General features: G+C 64.0%; 16 protein-coding genes (1 of these 16 running past the window's edge). 5 read left to right on the top strand and 11 right to left on the bottom strand.

The features are described from left to right. Positions 1–201 precede the first annotated feature (201 nt). Positions 202–711: a hypothetical protein gene (locus tag ACRYLT_RS06895; RefSeq protein WP_482663350.1), complete on the bottom strand. Its 510-nt coding sequence runs from the start codon at positions 709–711 to the stop codon at positions 202–204. A 50-nt stretch (positions 712–761) separates the two neighbouring features. Between ACRYLT_RS06895 and ACRYLT_RS06890 the strand changes: the two genes are divergently transcribed. Beyond that, the gene (locus ACRYLT_RS06890; protein WP_482663349.1) at positions 762–1157 is read left to right on the top strand and encodes an EVE domain-containing protein; all 396 of its coding nucleotides are present in this window, start codon (positions 762–764) and stop codon (positions 1155–1157) included. A 10-nt stretch (positions 1158–1167) separates the two neighbouring features. Here the strand turns inward: ACRYLT_RS06890 and ACRYLT_RS06885 are convergent, their stop codons facing one another. Continuing rightward, positions 1168–1617: a TM2 domain-containing protein gene (locus ACRYLT_RS06885; protein ID WP_482663348.1), complete on the bottom strand. Its 450-nt coding sequence runs from the start codon at positions 1615–1617 to the stop codon at positions 1168–1170. Positions 1618–1711: 94 nt separating this feature from the next. Next, the gene (locus tag ACRYLT_RS06880; RefSeq protein WP_482663347.1) at positions 1712–3013 is read right to left on the bottom strand and encodes an SLC13 family permease; all 1302 of its coding nucleotides are present in this window, start codon (positions 3011–3013) and stop codon (positions 1712–1714) included. A 110-nt stretch (positions 3014–3123) separates the two neighbouring features. On the opposite strand from ACRYLT_RS06880, the gene ACRYLT_RS06875 reads away from it, so the two are divergent. Further along, positions 3124–4002, top strand: a complete 879-nt coding sequence (locus ACRYLT_RS06875; RefSeq protein WP_482663346.1) for a hypothetical protein — start codon at positions 3124–3126, stop codon at positions 4000–4002. Positions 4003–4082: 80 nt separating this feature from the next. On the opposite strand, the gene ACRYLT_RS06870 is transcribed toward ACRYLT_RS06875, so the two are convergent. After that, a complete protein-coding gene (locus ACRYLT_RS06870; RefSeq protein ID WP_482663345.1) occupies positions 4083–4337 on the bottom strand; it encodes a hypothetical protein in 255 nt (84 codons plus the stop codon). A gap of 226 nt (positions 4338–4563) precedes the next feature. On the opposite strand from ACRYLT_RS06870, the gene ACRYLT_RS06865 reads away from it, so the two are divergent. Next, positions 4564–6957, top strand: a complete 2394-nt coding sequence (locus tag ACRYLT_RS06865; protein ID WP_482663344.1) for a penicillin acylase family protein — start codon at positions 4564–4566, stop codon at positions 6955–6957. Between the two features lie 19 nt (positions 6958–6976). Here the strand turns inward: ACRYLT_RS06865 and ACRYLT_RS06860 are convergent, their stop codons facing one another. Together ACRYLT_RS06860 and typA are read right to left on the bottom strand one after the other, a co-directional pair. After that, positions 6977–8182, bottom strand: coding sequence for a serine hydrolase domain-containing protein (locus ACRYLT_RS06860; protein WP_482663343.1), 1206 nt, complete (start codon positions 8180–8182; stop codon positions 6977–6979). A 47-nt stretch (positions 8183–8229) separates the two neighbouring features. Then, the gene (typA, locus tag ACRYLT_RS06855; RefSeq protein ID WP_482663342.1) at positions 8230–10068 is read right to left on the bottom strand and encodes a translational GTPase TypA; all 1839 of its coding nucleotides are present in this window, start codon (positions 10066–10068) and stop codon (positions 8230–8232) included. 153 nt (positions 10069–10221) lie between these two features. Here typA and ACRYLT_RS06850 point away from each other — a divergent pair, with 153 nt between their 5' ends. Then, entirely contained in the window at positions 10222–12042 is a 1821-nt protein-coding gene (locus ACRYLT_RS06850) for a DUF885 domain-containing protein (RefSeq protein ID WP_482663341.1), read from the top strand. 74 nt (positions 12043–12116) lie between these two features. Here ACRYLT_RS06850 and ACRYLT_RS06845 read toward each other — a convergent pair whose 3' ends face one another. Further along, the gene (locus tag ACRYLT_RS06845; protein ID WP_482663340.1) at positions 12117–14837 is read right to left on the bottom strand and encodes a M10 family metallopeptidase C-terminal domain-containing protein; all 2721 of its coding nucleotides are present in this window, start codon (positions 14835–14837) and stop codon (positions 12117–12119) included. 240 nt (positions 14838–15077) lie between these two features. Between ACRYLT_RS06845 and ACRYLT_RS06840 the strand changes: the two genes are divergently transcribed. Further along, complete coding sequence (locus tag ACRYLT_RS06840) at positions 15078–15437, top strand: hypothetical protein (protein WP_482663339.1); 360 nt, start codon at positions 15078–15080, stop codon at positions 15435–15437. Between the two features lie 92 nt (positions 15438–15529). Here the strand turns inward: ACRYLT_RS06840 and ACRYLT_RS06835 are convergent, their stop codons facing one another. The 4 genes in view from ACRYLT_RS06835 to ACRYLT_RS06820 are tightly spaced (at most 60 nt apart) and all read right to left on the bottom strand, a layout consistent with a single transcriptional unit that may run on beyond the window. Further along, on the bottom strand, positions 15530–15649 hold the full coding sequence (locus ACRYLT_RS06835; protein WP_482663338.1) for a DUF2474 domain-containing protein: 120 nt from the start codon (positions 15647–15649) through the stop codon (positions 15530–15532). Further along, a complete protein-coding gene (cydB, locus tag ACRYLT_RS06830) occupies positions 15639–16643 on the bottom strand; it encodes a cytochrome d ubiquinol oxidase subunit II (protein WP_482665414.1) in 1005 nt (334 codons plus the stop codon). The genes ACRYLT_RS06835 and cydB overlap by 11 nt, the downstream gene beginning before the upstream one ends. Next, positions 16640–18076: a cytochrome ubiquinol oxidase subunit I gene (locus ACRYLT_RS06825; protein ID WP_482663337.1), complete on the bottom strand. Its 1437-nt coding sequence runs from the start codon at positions 18074–18076 to the stop codon at positions 16640–16642. Before ACRYLT_RS06825 ends, cydB begins: the two co-directional genes overlap by 4 nt. Positions 18077–18136: 60 nt before the next feature. Then, positions 18137–18421: the end of a glutaminase gene (locus ACRYLT_RS06820; protein ID WP_482663336.1), read on the bottom strand. Its footprint extends 636 nt past the window's final position; the window shows 285 of its 921 coding nt (coding positions 637–921); the start codon falls outside the window, past its right edge — the gene reads right to left on this strand; the stop codon is at positions 18137–18139.

The following is an 18421-nucleotide window of genomic DNA, read 5'->3' as shown; positions in this document are numbered from 1 at the left end:
GCAGGATGCACCCAGGGTCGCTCGCCTCCCCGTCTTGCTCGGCCGCCAGCGCCTAGTGCGCTTTCAGGCGGCTCCCGCTCGCTTTCAGTGAGGGTGAAATGATGAGTTCAGAATGGTAAATCAAGCTTTGACACTTGATCCTACGGCGGGTCGGGAGAGTCCCGCGACGAGCTGCGGAACTAAATCAATTCGTCTACAAAATCAGTCGGTTGGCGGAGGGCCGAAAAGCTGGTGCGGGACTCCGGAGACGAGGCGGACTCTGCTGCTGGGTACCCAGCCGGCCGCACAGGGGCCCTGGTAGATTCGCCGCTCCGGCACCGGCGCCGAAACACCACACCGCTCCGCCGCCTGCCGGCTTTCGTCGTAGACGATTCCCATCCAACGCTGATCGTGAGTTCGTGAGCAGATGAAGAACTCCGCCCCTGATTCGAGGCTGTCGATCTGCTCGGCGGGCTCGAACGGGGCCGCTCGAACCGGGACCGAACCGGCACCGACCCGATCGCGGGTTGCCCCGCGCGCGTTGCAGGCAGCGAAATTGGGTCCCAAGTCGCCGATCCTGACCGGAGTTACGGTCCCGCTCAGCGGCGAATCGGTTTCGGCGCGAACATAGGGCGGAGTGGTCGAGCCTTGCGCATTGGGATCCGACGCCTGCTCACCGCACGCCGAGAGCGCGATCAGCAGGACCAGAATCGTCTGCGGTTGAGCCTTCATGGGGGAGGCTTTACCGGCGCTGGGAAGCGATGGCGAGAGGAGCGCAAGCAATGGCCTATTGGCTGATGAAGTCGGAACCGCACGTCTACAGCTGGGACGATCTCGTTCGCGACGGCCGGACCGATTGGGACGGCGTCCGCAACAATGCCGCTCGGCTGCATCTCCGGGCGATGAAGCCGGGCGATCAGGCCTTCTTCTATCACTCGGGAGACGAGCGTGCCGTGGTGGGGATCATGCGGATCGCCGGAGCACAGCAACCGGACGGCGAGGACGGCAGCTGGGTGAAGGTGCCGGTCGAGCCGGTCCGCGGCATCGGCCCCGTCACCCTCAAGGACATCAAGGCGGAACAAGCCCTGGCCGGGATGGAACTGATCCGACAGTCTCGCCTTTCCGTTTCACCCGTTCGCCATGAGGAATGGGATCATATCCTTCAGATGGCCGAGTGAGACGGCGGCCCTATTCGCGGGCGTAGCGGGCGGCGAATTCCCGGTCCGACATGACCAGATAGCGGACCATGTCGATAAAGGCCCATGGCACCGAAACGAGCAAACCGACTATGGTACAGCTCAGCACCAGCATCAGGATGCCGGAGCCGACCCGGCCGAGGTAGAAGCGGTGAATGCCGAGCGGACCGAGAAGGAAGGCGATGATCGCCGCAACATATTTGTTGCGATCGCCTGGCGGCTCCGCCCGGGTCGGTGAAGGCGGCGGAACGGGCGTCGCGCCCGGAACCGGGAACAGACTAAGCGCCCGGCTCTCATGGGTTTCGAAGTCGACCTGCATTCCCACCATGGGCTCGCCCCGAGCAGCCCAGTCACTCGGGCCGAAGCGATAGCGTCGGCCATCGTCTCCAACGACGACCCCGTCGCCGGTGCGGGTGTCAACGCCAAGCACCTGTCCGCGCATATTCCCTACTCTCTTCGCTTGCGGCCATCATGCTGAGGGTGACGGCAAATGCAAACGCCGCTCCAGACATCCAGGAGTTTCCGGCCGCAAGCCACTAGAGCGGGAAGAAGGTGAGAATGGCGATCAGTCCGACAGCCCAGGTGATCAGGTTGAGCGGCAGGCCGACCCGGACGAAGTCCATGTAATTGTACTGCCCCATCTGATAGACGAGGACGTTGGTCTGGTAGCCGAAAGGGGTGGCGAAAGCTGCGCTGGCCGCCATCATCACCGCGACGATGAAAGGGCGTGGGCTGACTCCCAGGCTCTCCGCAAGCGCTACCGCAACCGGCGTGAAGAGGACGGCAACGGTCGCATTGGACAGCACCTCGGTGAAGAACAGAGTCGCTCCGTAGAAGAGAGCAAGCGCGAGCACGGGTCCCAGCGGCTCGGTGAACCTCACCAGCGCATCGGACGCGGATCCCGCCAGGCCGCTTTCCTCGAGCGCGATTCCCAGTACCACCATCCCCGCGATCAGGAGGAGGATTTCGGGGCGGAGACCGCGATAGGCCTCGTCGGCGCTGATCACCCGCAGAAGGATCAGCAATACGGCCCCGGCGAAGGCGGAGGCGGCGATCGGAGCCACGTTGAACGCCGCCGCGGCGACAACTCCGACAAAGACGAGAAAGGCCAGACCTGCTTTCCTGATGTTGAGGGGGTGGTTCGGCGCGAAGACTTCGGGAGCTCCGACCTGTGCTTCCCATCGATCGTGCCGCCCCTCGAGGGAAGAGGGGCCGGAATCGCCGATGGTCGCCTTCAACAGACGCCCACTCGCGAAGAGAAGATACATGGCTCCGGCCGCCGCCACGCACAGCCCGACGGGAGCGATCTCGAATATCCCGAAGGTCGGTTGACCCGAGACTCGGGCCATGTCGGAAACCAGCAGGTTGGTCGACGTGCCAATCAACGTACAGCACCCGCCGAGGATGCAGATGTACGACAGGGGCATGAGGTAGCGTTTCGGATTGAGCTTCAGCTGCTCGGCAGTGTCCTTGATCACCGGCCCGGCGAGGACGACGATCGGCGTGTTGTTGAGGAAAGCTGAGGCCGCGCCGCACAGCGCGATCGTGATCCACAAGCCGGCAGCGCCCAGCAGCCTGCCGAGTCGAACCGATAGCCCGATGAGTCGATCCAGCAGGCCCGACAGCTCGATGGCATAGACGATGACGAACAGCGAAGCGAGAGCGATCAGGGCCGGGCTGGCGAAGGCACCCTGGACCTCGCTGGGCCGAACGACGCCACTGACCAGCAGTACCGCGGCACCGGCCAGAGCGACGACATCGGCCCGAACCTTGTCCCAAATCAGCGCGCCAATCACGGCCGCGAGCACCAGCAAGGTGACGAGTTGGTCGGGCGACATTCCGCCACCTTTGCGACGCATGTACCTGTTGTGGCAAGGAGGCAGGAGCAACAGCGGCTCACATCCTTGCAAGCCGCACTCTGGAGGACGGGATTGGGAAGGCTCAAATCATGAATTGGCGGGCCTGGCTGGCCGCAAGTGTGTTCGTCGCCCTTCTTCTGGCGGGCGTCCTGCTGATGTCGAGCCCGCCGCGGGTCGAGCCGGAAAAGAGTCAGCCGCAACCTGCCCGAGAGAAGGCCTCCGCCGTTCCGGCGCCTTTGCCGCCACTGACTCGAGCCGACCTGATCGATGCCGCCGCCCGGGCTGCCGATGCCGTGGCTCGGGGTCTCCCGCCGCCGCCGGAGAATGTCGCTCTGGCCGGTCGGCGCTTCCTGCTTCGACTGCCTTTCGGCTGTACCGGCCCCAGCAGCGAAGACGAGGGCGACTGGGCCTGGTGGAGCTACGACTCCGACAGCCAGACGCTGAGGGCAAGCGTGACTCCGCAGGTCTGGACGGAAGACGAGGCGGTCCGCGCCCTTCTCGGCACCATTCCCTTCGAGGCCGCGGAAGGATTCTGGATCCCGCACCCCTGGATCCGGGTCGGCGAGTGCCCCGTCACCAGTTCACCAGCCGCGGTCGCTTCTCCTCCACCCGAACCTGCCGAAGAGCCTGGCGACCCGAGCGCGGCTCCGGTAAACGCGGCCGCCGAATCAGCGAGCGGAAGGTTGGGTCTCGTCGAACTTTTCGCCGCGGGAGCGCCGCGAGCCGCGCGCCGCAACGGGCGCCCCTACGAGCTGGTCGTCAATGTCCCGGCCGAGGAGATCGACCTCGATCGTGGACTGCAGCTGGTGATTGAAGGCCGACTGGCACGCCTTCCGACCAGCCAGCCGATCGCTTGTCGTTCGGAGGGGCCGGACGATCCGCCGACCTGTTTGATCGCCCTTGAAAACAGCCGGATCGCGGTAACCGACAGCTCTGGGCGGCGAATCCTGGCCGAGTGGACCGACTGAAGGCCACTCACCAGCGGATCTCCTCGCGACTGACGAGCTAAGGCAGCAGGCCTCGACCGGAGGGGCAGGACTGGAGCCGGCTACTGCTCATTGCCCGTGCGGTCGCGGTTCACGTCCACATCGACATCGCCGACCTCGTTGGCAATGGCATCGCCGGTAGTGTCGGCGACATTGGCGACGCTGGATCCGACCTCCCGGGCGACGTTGGAAGCGTCTTCGGCCGCTTCTTCGACCCGCTGCTCATTATATTCGAAGGTCACCTGATCGTTGGTGCCGTCATTGTCGACGCTGCAGGCCGCAAGCGGCACGAGCGCAAGCAAAAGGATAGGTCTCACATCGTCCTCCTCTCGATCGCCAAACGAGCGGCGGCCGTTTCGGGTCCGTCTCCGATCCTTATTTCCTGCTCACATGTTGGCGAGGCTCTGGAACAGGCTGCTCTCCTGCGAGGCCAAGTGACGGAAGGCGGCCGCCATAGCCTGACCCTATGGTCGCCCAAGCGCTTTTGATGCGACCCGCGCGAAGCCGACCGCTAGCGTAACGGATCGACGAGGGATGTTGCCGATGTTCACCCGCCGCTCCTTCCTGCTCGGTTCCGCCGCAACGGCGGCGCTTTCGAACGCCGGCTGCCGCGCCGGGGAAGGGATGCCGGTGGCGGTCACCCGTCCGGTGAGCGTCGCCGGTCCGACCGCGCCGATCGAGATCATCGATGATCCTTATGGCGTTCCCCACATCAGGGCAGGCTCGATCCCCGACGCCTTTTTCGGGCAGGGTTACGTCGTTGCTCGCGACAGGCTGTTTCAGATCGACCTGGGGCACCGCCGTGAACTGGGGCGGATGGCTGAAGCGTTCGGAGCGGAGTTCGTCCGCCACGACGCTGCTGCTCGGCTGTTCCACTTCCGTGGCGATCTCGATCAGGAACTGGCTCGGGTGCCGGCAAACCTGGTCGCCTGCGCACAGGCCTATGTCGCCGGTATCAATGCCCGGATCGACGAAGTGCTGGCCGATCCGGCCTTGCTGCCTCTCGAGTACGGAATTCTCGGGATCGAGCCGTTGAAGTGGAACCTGCTCGACCTGCTACTGGCCCGGGGCACATCGTTCGGGAACGTCGAGGACGAGGTTCGTCGCGCCCGCCTCGCGGGGATGGAGCTAATCGGCCTTGATTCGGTGATTGCCCCCTTGCGCCCCGATTGGACCTTGACCGTCCCCGAGGGCCTGGATGCGGCGGCCGTTTCCGAGGCCGACCTGGGGGTGCTGGCTTTGGGAGGGCTTCCGATCGAGGCGCTTGCGCCCGATCCCGATCCAGGCCCCACCGCTTCGATACGCACCTCAGAGCGTAGAGATCGAGGCGATGACGGGAGCAATGCCTGGACGATCGCGCCCGGTCGCAGCGCTACCGGCCGGCCAATCCTCGCCAACGATCCGCATCTTGGCATAGGCGGCTTCGGGCCGCGGCACGTCGCCCATCTCACCGCTCCCGGTCTGGACGTGATCGGTGCCGGCTTCCCGGGCCTTGCGGGGATCATGCAGGGCCATACCGACCGGTTCGCGTTCGGCCGAACCAATTTCCACATCGACCAGGACGATCTGTTCATTCTCGAGCTCCACCCGTCCGACCCGGAGCGATACCGTCACGAGGGCGGCTGGAGGCGGTTGGAGAGCGTGAATGTTACAATCCCGGTCAAGGGAGCCGCTCCGCAACGTGTGACCTTGCGCTATGCCGTTCAGGGACCGGTTCTATCGCACGATCCATCGAGGCGTCGAGCAACGGCGCTCGCCGCGGTCGAACTGCAGCCGGGGGCCAGCGGCGCCTTTGCAATGATCGCGATCAATCTCGCGCGTGATTGGGAAAGCCTGCAGCGCGATGCCTTCAGGTTTCATCCGTCGCCGACCAACTTCCATTATGCCGACATTGACGGGAATCATGGCTGGCAGGTGATCGGTTTCCTTCCGGTCCGCCGCAGGGGAGACGGCCTGATGCCGGTGCCCGGCGATGGCCGATTCGATTGGACGGGAATGCGCGATTTCCGGTCGCTGCCCAGCGAGTATAATCCCGCAAAGGGTTGGTTCGCGTCCGCCAACCAGAACAATCTGCCGGAAGACTGGCCGCGCGACCGGATTCCGGCCTTTTCCTTCCGCGATCCCTACCGGTACAACCGCATTGCGGAGGTGCTCGCAAGTCAGCCCAGGCACAGCCTTGCCGACAGTGTCGAGCTCCTTCACGACACTCTCTCCACCCCTGCGCGGCAACTCGTCGCTCTACTGCCCGCTCAAGGCTCGCCGGAGGCGGAGCGAGCGATCGATCTTCTGCGCGGATGGGACGGAAGACTCGAGGCCGAGAGCGGCCCGGCAGCCTTGTTCCAGATCCTCTGGCGCGAACTCGCCACGCGGATGCTCGAAACGATCGTTCCCGAGCGCGCACGGGGGCTGGTCGACGAGATCTCTCCATCGGTTCTGCTGGGCCTGCTCGCCCGCCCCGACGAGCGCCTCGGCGCCAATCCTGTTGAAGCCCGCGACGCCTTGTTCGATGCCGCGCTCGGCGCCGCTTGGAGCCGCGCGGTCGAATTGCTCGGCCCCGACCCTGGAGCGTGGCGCTGGGCGACCTTGCACCAGGTGAGAATCAGACACCCCCTCTCCGCCATACCGGCGATCGCTGCAGCCTTTCCGGCAATCGAGGGGCAGGGATCGGGCGGCGATTCCTACACGGTGATGGCGCGATGGCTTCGAAGCGGTGGAGGATGGAACGTCACCGGCGGCGCGAGCTATTTCCAGGTCATCGACGTCGGCAATTGGGACAATTCGCTGATGCTCAACCTGCCAGGTCAGTCCAATGATCCGCGCTCTCCTCACTATCGCGACCTGTACGAGCCATGGATAGCCGGCGACATGAAGCCGATGCTTTTCAGCCGCGCGGCCGTCGATGCCCAGGCCAGGAGCCGTACCCTGCTCCGTCCCTGATCGTCCGTCTCGACGACAGTCAGTCGGCGCCGGCAAGCGCCTCACAAAGACGATCACTGGCAAGCGCGATGCGCGATTCGGCGGAATCCCGGTTGGCGGGGTCGTTGCGGACCGGCCGGGTCTCGGTGTTGAAGGCAAGCAGGCTGCCGGCACGATGATCGGGGCAGAAGCTGAGATAGGCTCGAAAGCCGTTCTGGTCGCCATTGTGCCCGACGAATCGCACTGGCCCGGCGGCGTCGATGAAGAAGGTGAGACCGCTCTGGGTCGAGGGCGCCATTCGGCCCTGAGTGAAATCTTCGCCGGCCGAGACCTGCGGCTGCCACATCTCTTCGAGCGAGGGCCGCCTCAGGATGAGGTCATATTCCTGCTGACGCGCAGGATCGCCGAGCAGGAAAGCGAGATAGCGTGCCATGTCCGGCAGCGGCGCGTTGAGACCGCCATTCGAAACGGTAACGCCGGTGTCGACATCGAACGGCGCAGCGATCCGGCGACCGTCGCGCAGGTAATAACTATGCGACCGATGCCGGAGGAGATGCGGCGGAGTCCGGTCGAAGTAGCTGGAATGCATGCCGAGCGGCTTCAGGATGTTCTTGTCGACATAGGTTTCGAAGTCTTCGCCTGAGAGTCGCTCAATGACCTGTCCCAGATAGACGATCCCGGGATTGGAATAGCTGTAGCGGGAACCGGGGCGAAACAGCACCTCAGTATAGGGAAGCATCGCCTCAAGCTGCGCCCAGCTGGGAGGCTCGAACGGTTGCCATTCCTGGTCCCGCCAGGGCCAGGTGCCGTTCCGGAAGCCGGCGCTGTGGCTCATCAGCTGGCGAAGGGTGATCGCCTCCGTGTCGCCGAAGGGGTTATGAACGCGAGCGAGCTCCGGCACGTAGCGGACGATCGGATCGTCGAGCGACAATAGACCGCGATCGCGCAGCTGCATGATCGCGATACCGGTCATCGTCTTGGTGATGGAGGCCCAATGGTAGATGGTTGCCGAGTCCACCGGCACCCCAGCCTCCGCATCCTGTTCGCCCAGATGATCGGCGACCACGGTCTGGCCGTCGCGAACGAAATAGAAGCTGCTCCCGACGATCCCCGATCGGCGAACCTCGGCGCTGTGCAGCTGGCGAAATTTGCGCAACGCCGAGTCGAAGGCGCGTTCCTGCGCCATGGCCATGGCTGGCACCGGCGACATTGCGATCAGGAGCCCGGCGGCGAACCGAAACGACATGGCATCTTCCCCCATGGGGAGACGCTATCGCGGCATCGGGGCGGACGCTAGGCTGCTTCGGCCTTGCGCGACTGGCGCTTGCGCTCGTGCGGGTCGAGATGGCGCTTGCGGATCCGGATCACCTTGGGCGTGACCTCGACCAGCTCGTCGTCCTGAATATAGGCAATCGCCTGCTCGAGCGTCATCCGGCGCGGCGGGGTGAGGCGGATGCCCTCGTCCTTGCCGCTGGCGCGGAAGTTGGTGAGCTGCTTCGACTTGAGCGGATTGACTTCGAGGTCCTGCGGCTTGGCATTCTCGCCGATGATCATGCCTTCGTAGAGCTTCTCGCCGGGAGAGATGAAAAGGATTCCTCGCTCTTCCAGGGCATTCAGAGCATAGGCGACCGCCTCGCCCTGCTCCATCGAGATCAGAACGCCGTTCTGGCGGCCCTGGATGGGGCCCTTGTAGGGACCATATTTCTCGAAGAGCCGGTTCATGATCCCGGTGCCGCGCGTATCGGACAGGAATTCGCCATGATAGCCGATCAGGCCGCGTGACGGGGCCGAGAAGGTAAGGCGCGTCTTGCCTCCGCCGGACGGACGCATGTCGACCATCTCGGCCTTGCGCTGAGCCATCTTCTCGACGACGGTTCCACTGAACTCGTCGTCAACGTCGATGACGACGGTTTCATAGGGCTCCTCGCGCCCATTGGGACCGTCACGAAAAAGGACGCGGGGACGGCTGATCGACAGCTCGAAGCCCTCCCGTCGCATCGTTTCGATCAGCACGCCGAGCTGGAGCTCGCCCCGGCCCGCCACTTCGAACGCATCCTTGTCCGCGCTTTCCGTGACCCGGATCGCGACATTGCCTTCGGATTCGCGCATCAGTCGCTCGCGGATGACCCGGCTCTGCACCTTGTCGCCGTCGCGCCCGGCATAGGGGCTGTCGTTGACGCTGAAGCTCATCGCCAGCGTCGGCGGATCGATCGGCCGGGCCTTGAGCGGCTCGGTCACCGCCGGATCGGCGATCGTGTTCGAGACCGTCGCCTTGGTGAGTCCGGCAATGGCGACGATGTCCCCGGCCGAGGCGCTCTCCACCGGGACCCGTTCGAGGCCGCGGAAGGCGAAAACCTTGGTCGCTCGCCCGGCTTCGACCTCGTTGCCGTCAACGTCGATCGCCTTGATCGGCATGTTGACGTCCAGCCGGCCGCTTTCGATCCGACCGGTGAGAATTCGACCAAGGAAGGGATCGCGATCGAGCAGAGTGGCGAGCATCTTGAACTGCCCGGCGGAGTCGAGACCCGGCTCCGGCACGTGGGAAACGATGGCCTCGAACAGCGGCGTCAGGTCGCCCGACCGAACGTCGTCGCTTCGCCCCGCATAGCCGGCGCGGCCGCTCGCATAGAGGGTCGGGAAGTCGAGCTGCTCGTCATTGGCATCGAGACTGAGGAAGAGTTCGAAGACCTCGTCGAGCACTTCGGCCGGCCGGGCATCCGGACGGTCGATCTTGTTGACGACGACGATCGGCCTGAGCCCCAGGCTGAGTGCCTTGCCGGTAACGAACTTGGTCTGCGGCATCGGCCCTTCGGCGGCGTCGACGAGCAGGATGACTCCATCCACCATCGACAGGATCCGCTCGACTTCGGCGCCGAAGTCGGCGTGGCCCGGCGTATCGACGATATTGATCCGAACCGGCTCCTGCCCGTCGCCTGCACCGGTCCATTCGACCGAGGTGCACTTGGCCAGAATGGTGATTCCACGCTCTTTTTCGAGATCGTTGGAATCCATCGCTCGCTCCTCCACGCGCTGGTTCTCGCGGAAGGTGCCGGATTGGCGGAACAACTGGTCGACAAGGGTGGTCTTGCCGTGATCGACGTGGGCGATGATCGCCACGTTGCGCAGGCTCATCTCAGTTCAACTTTCGAGCAGGGAAAAGGTTCGCCGGCCATATAGAGCGGATGTTGCAGTGCAGCAAGGCCGCACCCGTTCGATTTCGATCCTGGGACATCGTTGCGCCGTCCGGAGACGGTGATTAGGACCTCTGTCAAAGCAGGAGGGCCCATGTTCGATCGCCGCCAATTCCTCGTCAGCTCGACCGCGCTCGGGCTCGTCACGCTCTCCGGCTGCGCGACGGTACCGCGCGGGTCTCCCGCGGAGCGGGATGCGGCGCTCCACCAGATGCTGCAAGGCTGGTTTGACGAGGATTTGCGTGAAGCGCCGACCTTCGCCACCAATCTCGGGCTCGACACTGGCGAGCTTGCTTATCTGCGTGGGCAGCTCGGCGACGCTTCGCTGGCCAAGGCCAATGAAGAGCGCGCGGAAGCGGTGGCGCGTTACCGTCAGCTCCAGGCTTTCGGGCGCGAGGGGTTGTCACCGGCCGGACAGCTCAACTTCGACATTGCCGACTTCCGCCAGTCGGTTGCCGCCGAAGGGGCCCGCTTCCGGTACGGCAGCGCCGGCGGGCGCCCGAACCCCTATCTCGTCACCCAGCTCGGCGGTGCCTATTACAGCCTTCCGGACTTCCTCGATTCCCAACACCCGGTGCGCAGCGCCGAGGATGCCGAGGCCTATCTTTCCCGCCTCGAAGCCTTTGCCCGAGTGCTCGATCAGGAATCGGGGCGGATCCGCCATGACGCTTCCATCGGCGTCGTCCCGCCCGATTTCGTCATCGACAAGGCGGTCAGCAATCTCGAGCAGCTTCGAGCCACGCCCGCCGCCGAGACGAGCCTGGTCCGTTCGATCGTGCGCCGCACCGGAGAACAGAATATTGGCGGCGATTGGGGACGACGGGCGACGCAGATCGTGACCGGTCCGATCAACGCGGCGCTTGGCCGACAGATTGCCGAGCTTCGCCGGATCCGCCGCGAAGCCGTGCATGACGCCGGTGTCTGGAGGCTGCCGGCGGGGGACGCTTATTATGCCTACGCGCTCAAGGCCAACAACACGACCAATCTGAGCCCGGACGAGGTCCATCGGATGGGACTCGAACAGGTGGCTCAGCTCCAGTCCGAGATCGACGGGATGCTCCGCGCGCAAGGCTATACCCGCGGCTCGGTGGGCGAGCGGTTGAATGCCATCAACCGGGAAGAGCGTTTCCTTTACCCCAATACGGACGCCGGCCGCGAGCAGCTGCTTGCCGATCTGAACCGGCAGATGGAAGCGATGCGGGCGCTGCTTCCGCGCATGTTCAGCACCATTCCGAACGCCCGGATGGAGATCCGGCGCGTCCCGCCGTCGATCGAGGCCGGGGCGCCGGGCGGCTATGCGCAGGCGCCGTCGCTCGACGGCTCGCGACCCGGCGCTTATTACATCAACCTCAAGGACACGCATGACTGGCCGAAATACGGCCTTCCCACCCTCACCTATCACGAGGCGGTTCCGGGACATCTCTTCCAGGGCTCGATCGCGCGCGAGCAGGGCGAGCTTCCGCTCTACCGCCGAGCCGGAGGCTTCTCCGCCTATAATGAAGGCTGGGCGCTTTATGCCGAGCGCGTAGCCGACGAACTCGGCGTCTACGCCGACGATCCGTTCGGCCGGATCGGCTATCTCCAGTCCTACCTGTTCCGAGCCGTCCGGCTGGTCGTCGATACCGGACTTCACGACAAGCGCTGGAGTCGCGAGCAGGCGATCCGTTACATGGTCGACAATGCCGCCGAACCCGAGGGCGTCGCGATCCGGGAAATCGAGCGCTACAGCGTCTGGCCTGGTCAGGCGACCGCCTACAAGATCGGCCAGACGGTGATCGCCGACCTACGTGCCGAGGCCGAGCGGAGACTAAGCTCGCGCTTCGACATCAAGGCCTTCCACGATGCCCTTCTGCTCAGTGGTTCGATGCCGCTCACCGTGCTCGAGCGGCGGGTGCGGGAGTGGATGGCAGCCTGAGGCGACCGGATCGACCTCAAGATCGAGACCGCGGCGTCCCGAGAGCCGGGACGCCGCGGACTTTGTCTACCCGGTCAGAATAGCAGGTCGGTGGTCGTAATCGGAACGGTTGTCTGGATCGTGAAGTCGGCAATGCTGTCGCCGTCGATGTCACCGGCAAGGAAGTGACTGCCGCCGCTGCTATAGGCGCGCAATTGGCCAGCCGCCCCGCTGAAGGCATTGCTTCCAACCCAGATGAAGGCGTCGTCTCCGCCGCCGGCAATGGCGTCGATCCCGCTCAGATCGATCTTGTCCTGACCGCGCCTGAAGTCGCTGATGACGTCGGCGCCGCCGGCTTCGGTGAACGCGAACATATCCCTGCCGTTGCCGCCGCGGAGCGTGTCGTCGCCGGCGCCGCCGTTCAGCCGGTCATTGCCGTTGCCGCCGTCCAGATAGTCGGTACCGTCGCCGCCGTTCAGCTGGTCGACGTCATTGCCGCCCTTCAGCGTGTCATCGCCGGCTCCGCCATTCAGCACGTCCTGATCATTGCCGCCGTCGAGGAAATCGTTGCCGTCATCCCCTTCCAGCGAGTCACGATCGTTGCCGCCGGAGAGACTGTCGTTGCCGGCACCTCCCCAGAGCGAGTCCTTGCCGTTACCGCCGCTGATCAGGTCATCGCCCTCGAAGCCGTCGAGTGAGTCGCTCCCATTGCCCCCGTCAAGCTCGTCGTTGAACTTGCTTCCGATCAGCTTCTCGATCGAGACATATCTATCACCCGCGGCATCGCCTTGAGAGCCGGATCCTGGGAGACCAGCCTTCACTCGCTCCGCGGCGCTGGCGTAGCTGACGGTATCGAACCCTGATCCGCCGTCCAGCAGATCGGCGCCTTTGCCGCCAATCAGCACGTCATCGCCGGCATTGCCGTTGAGCGTGTTGGCGACGGCATTGCCGATCAGCAGGTCGTTGCCGGAACCACCCGTCGCATTCTCGATCACGACTCCGTGAGCGATGGTGTAGCCGCCCTTGATCTCCTGGGACCCAGGCAATCCTGGGAGGTTGCGCAGGAAGGAAAGGACGCCCCCGCCCGTGGGGGAATAATCGAGAGTGGCGGCGGTGAGATCGATTTGCGCGTCGCGCGGACCGTCATAGGCGATCGTGTCGACCCCGCCCGTGTCCCAGATAGTCTGATAGAAGGCGTCGTCCACGACGTCGGTCAAGGCGTACACATCGTCGCCAGTATTGTGGTCGTGCACGCCGTAACGCTGCTGAAGCACGGCAATATCAAAGGCGCTGAGCGTTGCCGACCAGCCGTTGTCGATACCCGCAATGGTAAAGGATGACGGCCCGTCGGGATGGAAGTCCCAGGCATCGTTGTACGACATGACCGTGTAGACGCCCTGGTTGAGATTATAGACCCCGTAAGACCCGGTGGATCCGTTGACTCCCAGCATGACATCCGACCCACCGCCGCGGTCGTGCGGGTGCGAAAGGCCGTGCGCATGGCCGAACTCGTGAAGGATCACGCCAAAGGCGTGGCCGCCGCGTTCGAGGCTCGGCTGGCCCGGAAGGTTCCAGCCGCCGCTGAGGACGTTGAACACGCCAATCCCCTGATCGTCGCCGTAGGACGCCGGGTCCTGAGGATAGAAATAGGCGCCATAATCCTGAGACTCGGTCTTGAGCAGCCGGAACGTCGCCTGGCTGACATCTGTCGTGATCTCATATTCCACGCCGAGTATCTTCTCGAACTCTTCGAGCGCCAGCATCACCTGCTGCTTCTCATAGTCGTTCCAGTCGATGGTCACCATCGGTGAGACGCCATCGTCCGCGAGCTGACCGAAATTCTCCCCGGAGTCGCCAAAATAGACGTAGGCTGTCTTGACCCCGTTCACCTCAACGAATTCGACATTGTTGGCGGAGAACCAATTGATCGAGTCGAGGGGATCGTAGTCGGCCGGATTGATCTCGGCGACGTCGAGCGTGTAGCCGCCCGTCAAATCGGGAAGGCCCGCCTGCTCATAGGGTGAGACTCTGACATAATAGGTGCCACTTTCGGCCGCGAAATAGGTCAGACCGGTCTCGTAATTGACATTCCAGTCGATGAGATTGCCGTCGCCGTCAAATAGCTCGACATTGGCGATAAGGTCACCGGGAGCAGCGGTGAAATCGGCACTTCCCGAAACGCCGCCGGCGAGATTGAAGGCATAGACCAGCCCCTCCGTCATCTCGATCCGATACATGTCGGCGTCGCCGGCGGGGGTCAGGTGGCCGAAAGAGGTGCCGAGATCGATCTCGACGGCACCGGCGAAGCTGTCGGGCGCGTCATGCGCCGGGTCCGCCACCCAAACATCGATGCTGTAATTGCCGGTGTCGAGAGCCGGATTGCCCGTATCGATCGTGTACCAGGACGTGAGGTAGAGATAATGGGTCCCACTTACCGAGGGCGTGTAGGTGATCAGTGAGGTACGGCCGGCGCCGCCGTCGTCATCCTCGGTGATATAGGTGAGCCCCGGTCCGAACAGTCCAAGATACGGGTCCTCGATGCCGTCGGTCGCGGTGCCGCGATAAGCGAAGGAATAGGTCTGGCCGGCAACCAGATTGATGGCGAGCAAATCGTAAGACTCGACACCGGAAAGAGAGCCCGGAACAGTCGCGTCAGAGTGAGTGGCGAATGTCGCCAAGCTTCTGGAGATTTCGGCGCCTATGGCTACGGCTGGATCAGCGTTCCAAGTTGCGCCGCGCTGGAAATAATCCTTGTCGTCTTCGTTGATGAAAACGACGCGTCCGTCTTCGTCGATCCTGACAAATGGTGACGACATTTCGATGAGCCCCCTGAATGAAGTGGAGAGACCGGACCAAGATCCGCAAGAATCGAGGTGAGAAGCAGAAAAGATCATCATTTATCGATAGTTGTAAAGCCACTTCGGACAGTGGCCGGACGCCGGGAACTGTGCGCTTCAGTGGAAAGGGGTATCGATCCCGATGAGACGTGCCAAATACACGATGAGCCCCCACCCGCAAATCCGCAGGCGTCCTAATGCTGTGCAGCAGGAGGACCAATGAAGCCGATCAACTTCCAGATGGTTGCGCCTGTTGCCCTTGTCGTCTGCGCAGCCACAAGCGCGTGCGCACAAGCGCCCGGCAGCGTTGCGGTTGAGCGGCAGGATCGAGGAGAAGGACGGATGAACCTATCCGATTCGACCGACGGGGTTTCCGGACTTCCCTATGCGCGCGGGCGCACCTTCCGGACCTTGGATGAATATCTGGCCTATCTCGAGCAAACGAACGGGCCAATCGACCTTCCCTGGTGGCGTCAGGTTCGTCCGGGCATTTATCAGCGCGTCATCCGAATGCGGGGAGGGGAAGCCGAAACAGCTAGCCGTGAGGAACTGATGCGCCGATTCGGCTTCAGGCGCTGATCGCGGCCAAGCCGATTGAGAGGGCGGCAGTAGCTGCTAAGCGCCGCTCGTGCCTCCGGCCCGAGTTCCGACCAACAACAGGGGCGGTTCGGTCAATGGAGCCACCAGCGCAGCAGGTAGGCGATCGCGCTCACCGCGGCCACCCCCGCCACCCACAGGGCGACGAACCAAGCCAGTCGCTTCCAGACCGGCCGATCCTCGTCAATGGGCATGATAGCCTTCCTCGTCCACCTTGCCTCGGAAGACCCAATAGGCCCAGGCGGTGTAGGCGAGGATGATCGGCACCAGGACAAGCGCTCCGACAAGCATGAACAACTGGCTCTCGTAGGGCGCGGCGGCCTGCCAGATGGTGACGCTTCCGGGAATCACGTCCGGCCAGATCGAAATGGCGAGCCCAGCCATCGAAAGCAGGAAAAGAAGAAGGGTCAGGAGGAACGGCAGCCAGTCGCGGCCGGCACCCACGCTGCGCCACAAGGCGAAGCCGATAACCGCCACGAGCAGGGGCATCGGCACCGTCACATAGAGCCCCGGCTCGTCGAGCCAGCGATCGACATATTTGGGCAGCAGAACCAGGGTGAAGAGGCTCACCGCGCCGATCGCCGCCAGCATGGTCGGGGTCAGCCAGCGAGCGAAACGCCGCGCATCGGCCTGAAGCGCGCCTTCCGTCTTCCAGATCAGCCAGCCGGCGCCCAGCAAGGCGTAGCCGATTACCAGGCTGAGGCCGGTGAGGAGGCTGAACGGCGTAAGCCAGTCCCACCATCCTCCGGCATAGGCGCGGCCGTCCACTTCGATTCCCTGCAGCAGCGCCCCAAGCGTGACGCCCTGGGCGAAGGTGGCCACCAGCGAGCCGATGCAGAAGCCGGCGTCCCAGAACTTGCGATGCCCGGGATCGCGCCAGCGGAATTCGAACGCGACCCCGCGGAAGATCAGGCCAAGCAGCATGGCGATCAGCGGAGCGTAGAGCGCCGGGAGGACGATCGCGTAAGCGAGCGGGAAAGCGGCCAGAAGGCCGCCGCCGCCCAGCACGAGCCAGGTTTCGTTGCCGTCCCAGACCGGCGCGATGGCGTTCATCGCCTGGTCCCGCTCGGTCCCCACCCGAAAGGCGGGAAAGAGGATTCCGATTCCGAGATCGAATCCGTCCATCACAACATAGGCCGCGACGGCGAAGGCGATGAGAAAGGCCCAGATCACGGTCAGGTCCATCAGCGCGTCTCCTCCGCCCGGTCCGGCCTGGGATCGCTTTCTCGACGATCGACCGAAGGTGCGGGGGTGATTCCGGCGGTTCGGATCGGCGCGTGCGCTGGCTGCGGCTCGCCGGCATGTGGCGGCGACGACATCAGCCGGAGGATGTAGATCGTCCCAGCCGCAAAGACGGTCAGATAGACGATCACGAAGGCGAGCAGGGAACCGCTGACTCCCGGAGCGGCGATCGGCGATACGGCGTCGGCCGTTCGAAGCAGCCCGTAGACCACATAAGGCTGGCGGCCGACTTCGGTCGTTACCCAGCCGGCGATCACCGCCACGAATCCGGCCGGCCCCATCACGAGGGCAAAGCGGTGGAGCAGGCGCCACTCGTACAGCCGACGACGATAGCGCGCGAAGAGGCTCCACAGGCCGAGGCTGATCATCAGCAGCCCCAGCCCGACCATGATTCTGAACGACCAGAAGACGATCGCCACCGGCGGCCGCTCGTCCCGCGGCACCGTCTTGAGGCCCTCGACCGGGGCATTCCAGTCATGATGGAGAATCAGCGAGGAGAGGTTCGGAATGGCGATCGCGCCGCGCACGACTTCCGCTTCCTCGTCCGGCCAGCCGAACAGGATCAGGGGCGCGCCGTCCGGATAGGAGTCGAAATGCCCCTCCATGGCCATCACCTTTTGCGGCTGATGATGGAGCGTGTTGAGGCCATGGAAATCGCCGACGACCGCCTGGACCGGCGCAACCAGCGCCGCCATCCACATCGCCATCGAGAACATCTTGCGGACTTCAGGCGTGTCGCGGCGCTTCAGCAGATGCCAGGCGCCAACTCCGCCGACGACCAATGCGGTGGTCAGATAGGCCGCAATGACGGTGTGAACGAGGCGATAGGGGAAGCTGGGATTGAAGATGATCTCAAGCCATCCGGCCGCCGGAACGAACTGCCCCACCTCGTTGATTGCCCAGCCGACCGGCGTGTGCATCCAGCTGTTGACGCTCAGGATCCAGAAAGCGGAAATTCCCGTGCCGATCGCCACCATGCAGGTGGCGGCGAAGTGCAGGCCCTTGCCGACACGGTTCATGCCGAACAGCATGACTCCAAGAAAGCCCGCCTCGAGGAAGAAGGCCGTCAGCACCTCATAGGCCATTAATGGCCCGATGATCGGCCCCGCCCGGTCGGAGAAAACCGACCAGTTGGTGCCGAACTGGTACGACATGACGATCCCGGAGACGACGCCCATGGCGAACGTGATCGCGAAGATTTTCACCCAATATTTGAAGAGGTTGAGATAGACTTCGCGGCCGGTCCGGAGCCACAGGCCCTCGAGCACCGCCAGGTAGGAGGCGAGCCCGATCGAGAAGGCCGGAAAGATGAAATGGAAACTCACGGTGAAGGCGAACTGGAAGCGCGCCAGTAGCAGGGCGGTATCGCCATCGGTCATGGCGGCCCCTTAGCCGCTGCAGTGCAGCATGGGAATAAGTCTCGCCCGCTCTTCGGTGGTTCAGGGCGCGAACACCGACCAGCCCGTCAGTTCGACGAGCTTTTCCAGCGCCACTGCTCCGGCGGCGCTTGTGCCCGCTTCATTCAGGCCGGGAGACCAGACGGCGATGGCGCCCTGGCCCGGAGCGATGGCGAGGATCCCGCCGCCGACCCCGCTCTTTCCTGGAAGCCCGACGCGATAGGCGAACTCGCCGGAATTGTCGTAGTGGCCGCACAGCATCATGACGCTGTTGATCCGCCGTGCACGGTGCCAAGGCGCGACTTCGACGCCGGTCTGGGGATCGCG

The organism is Sphingosinicella sp. SM1-17 (assembly GCF_056821765.1).
Note: the sequence above shows the minus strand (reverse complement) of the source record. Positions and strands in the feature narration are given on the sequence as shown.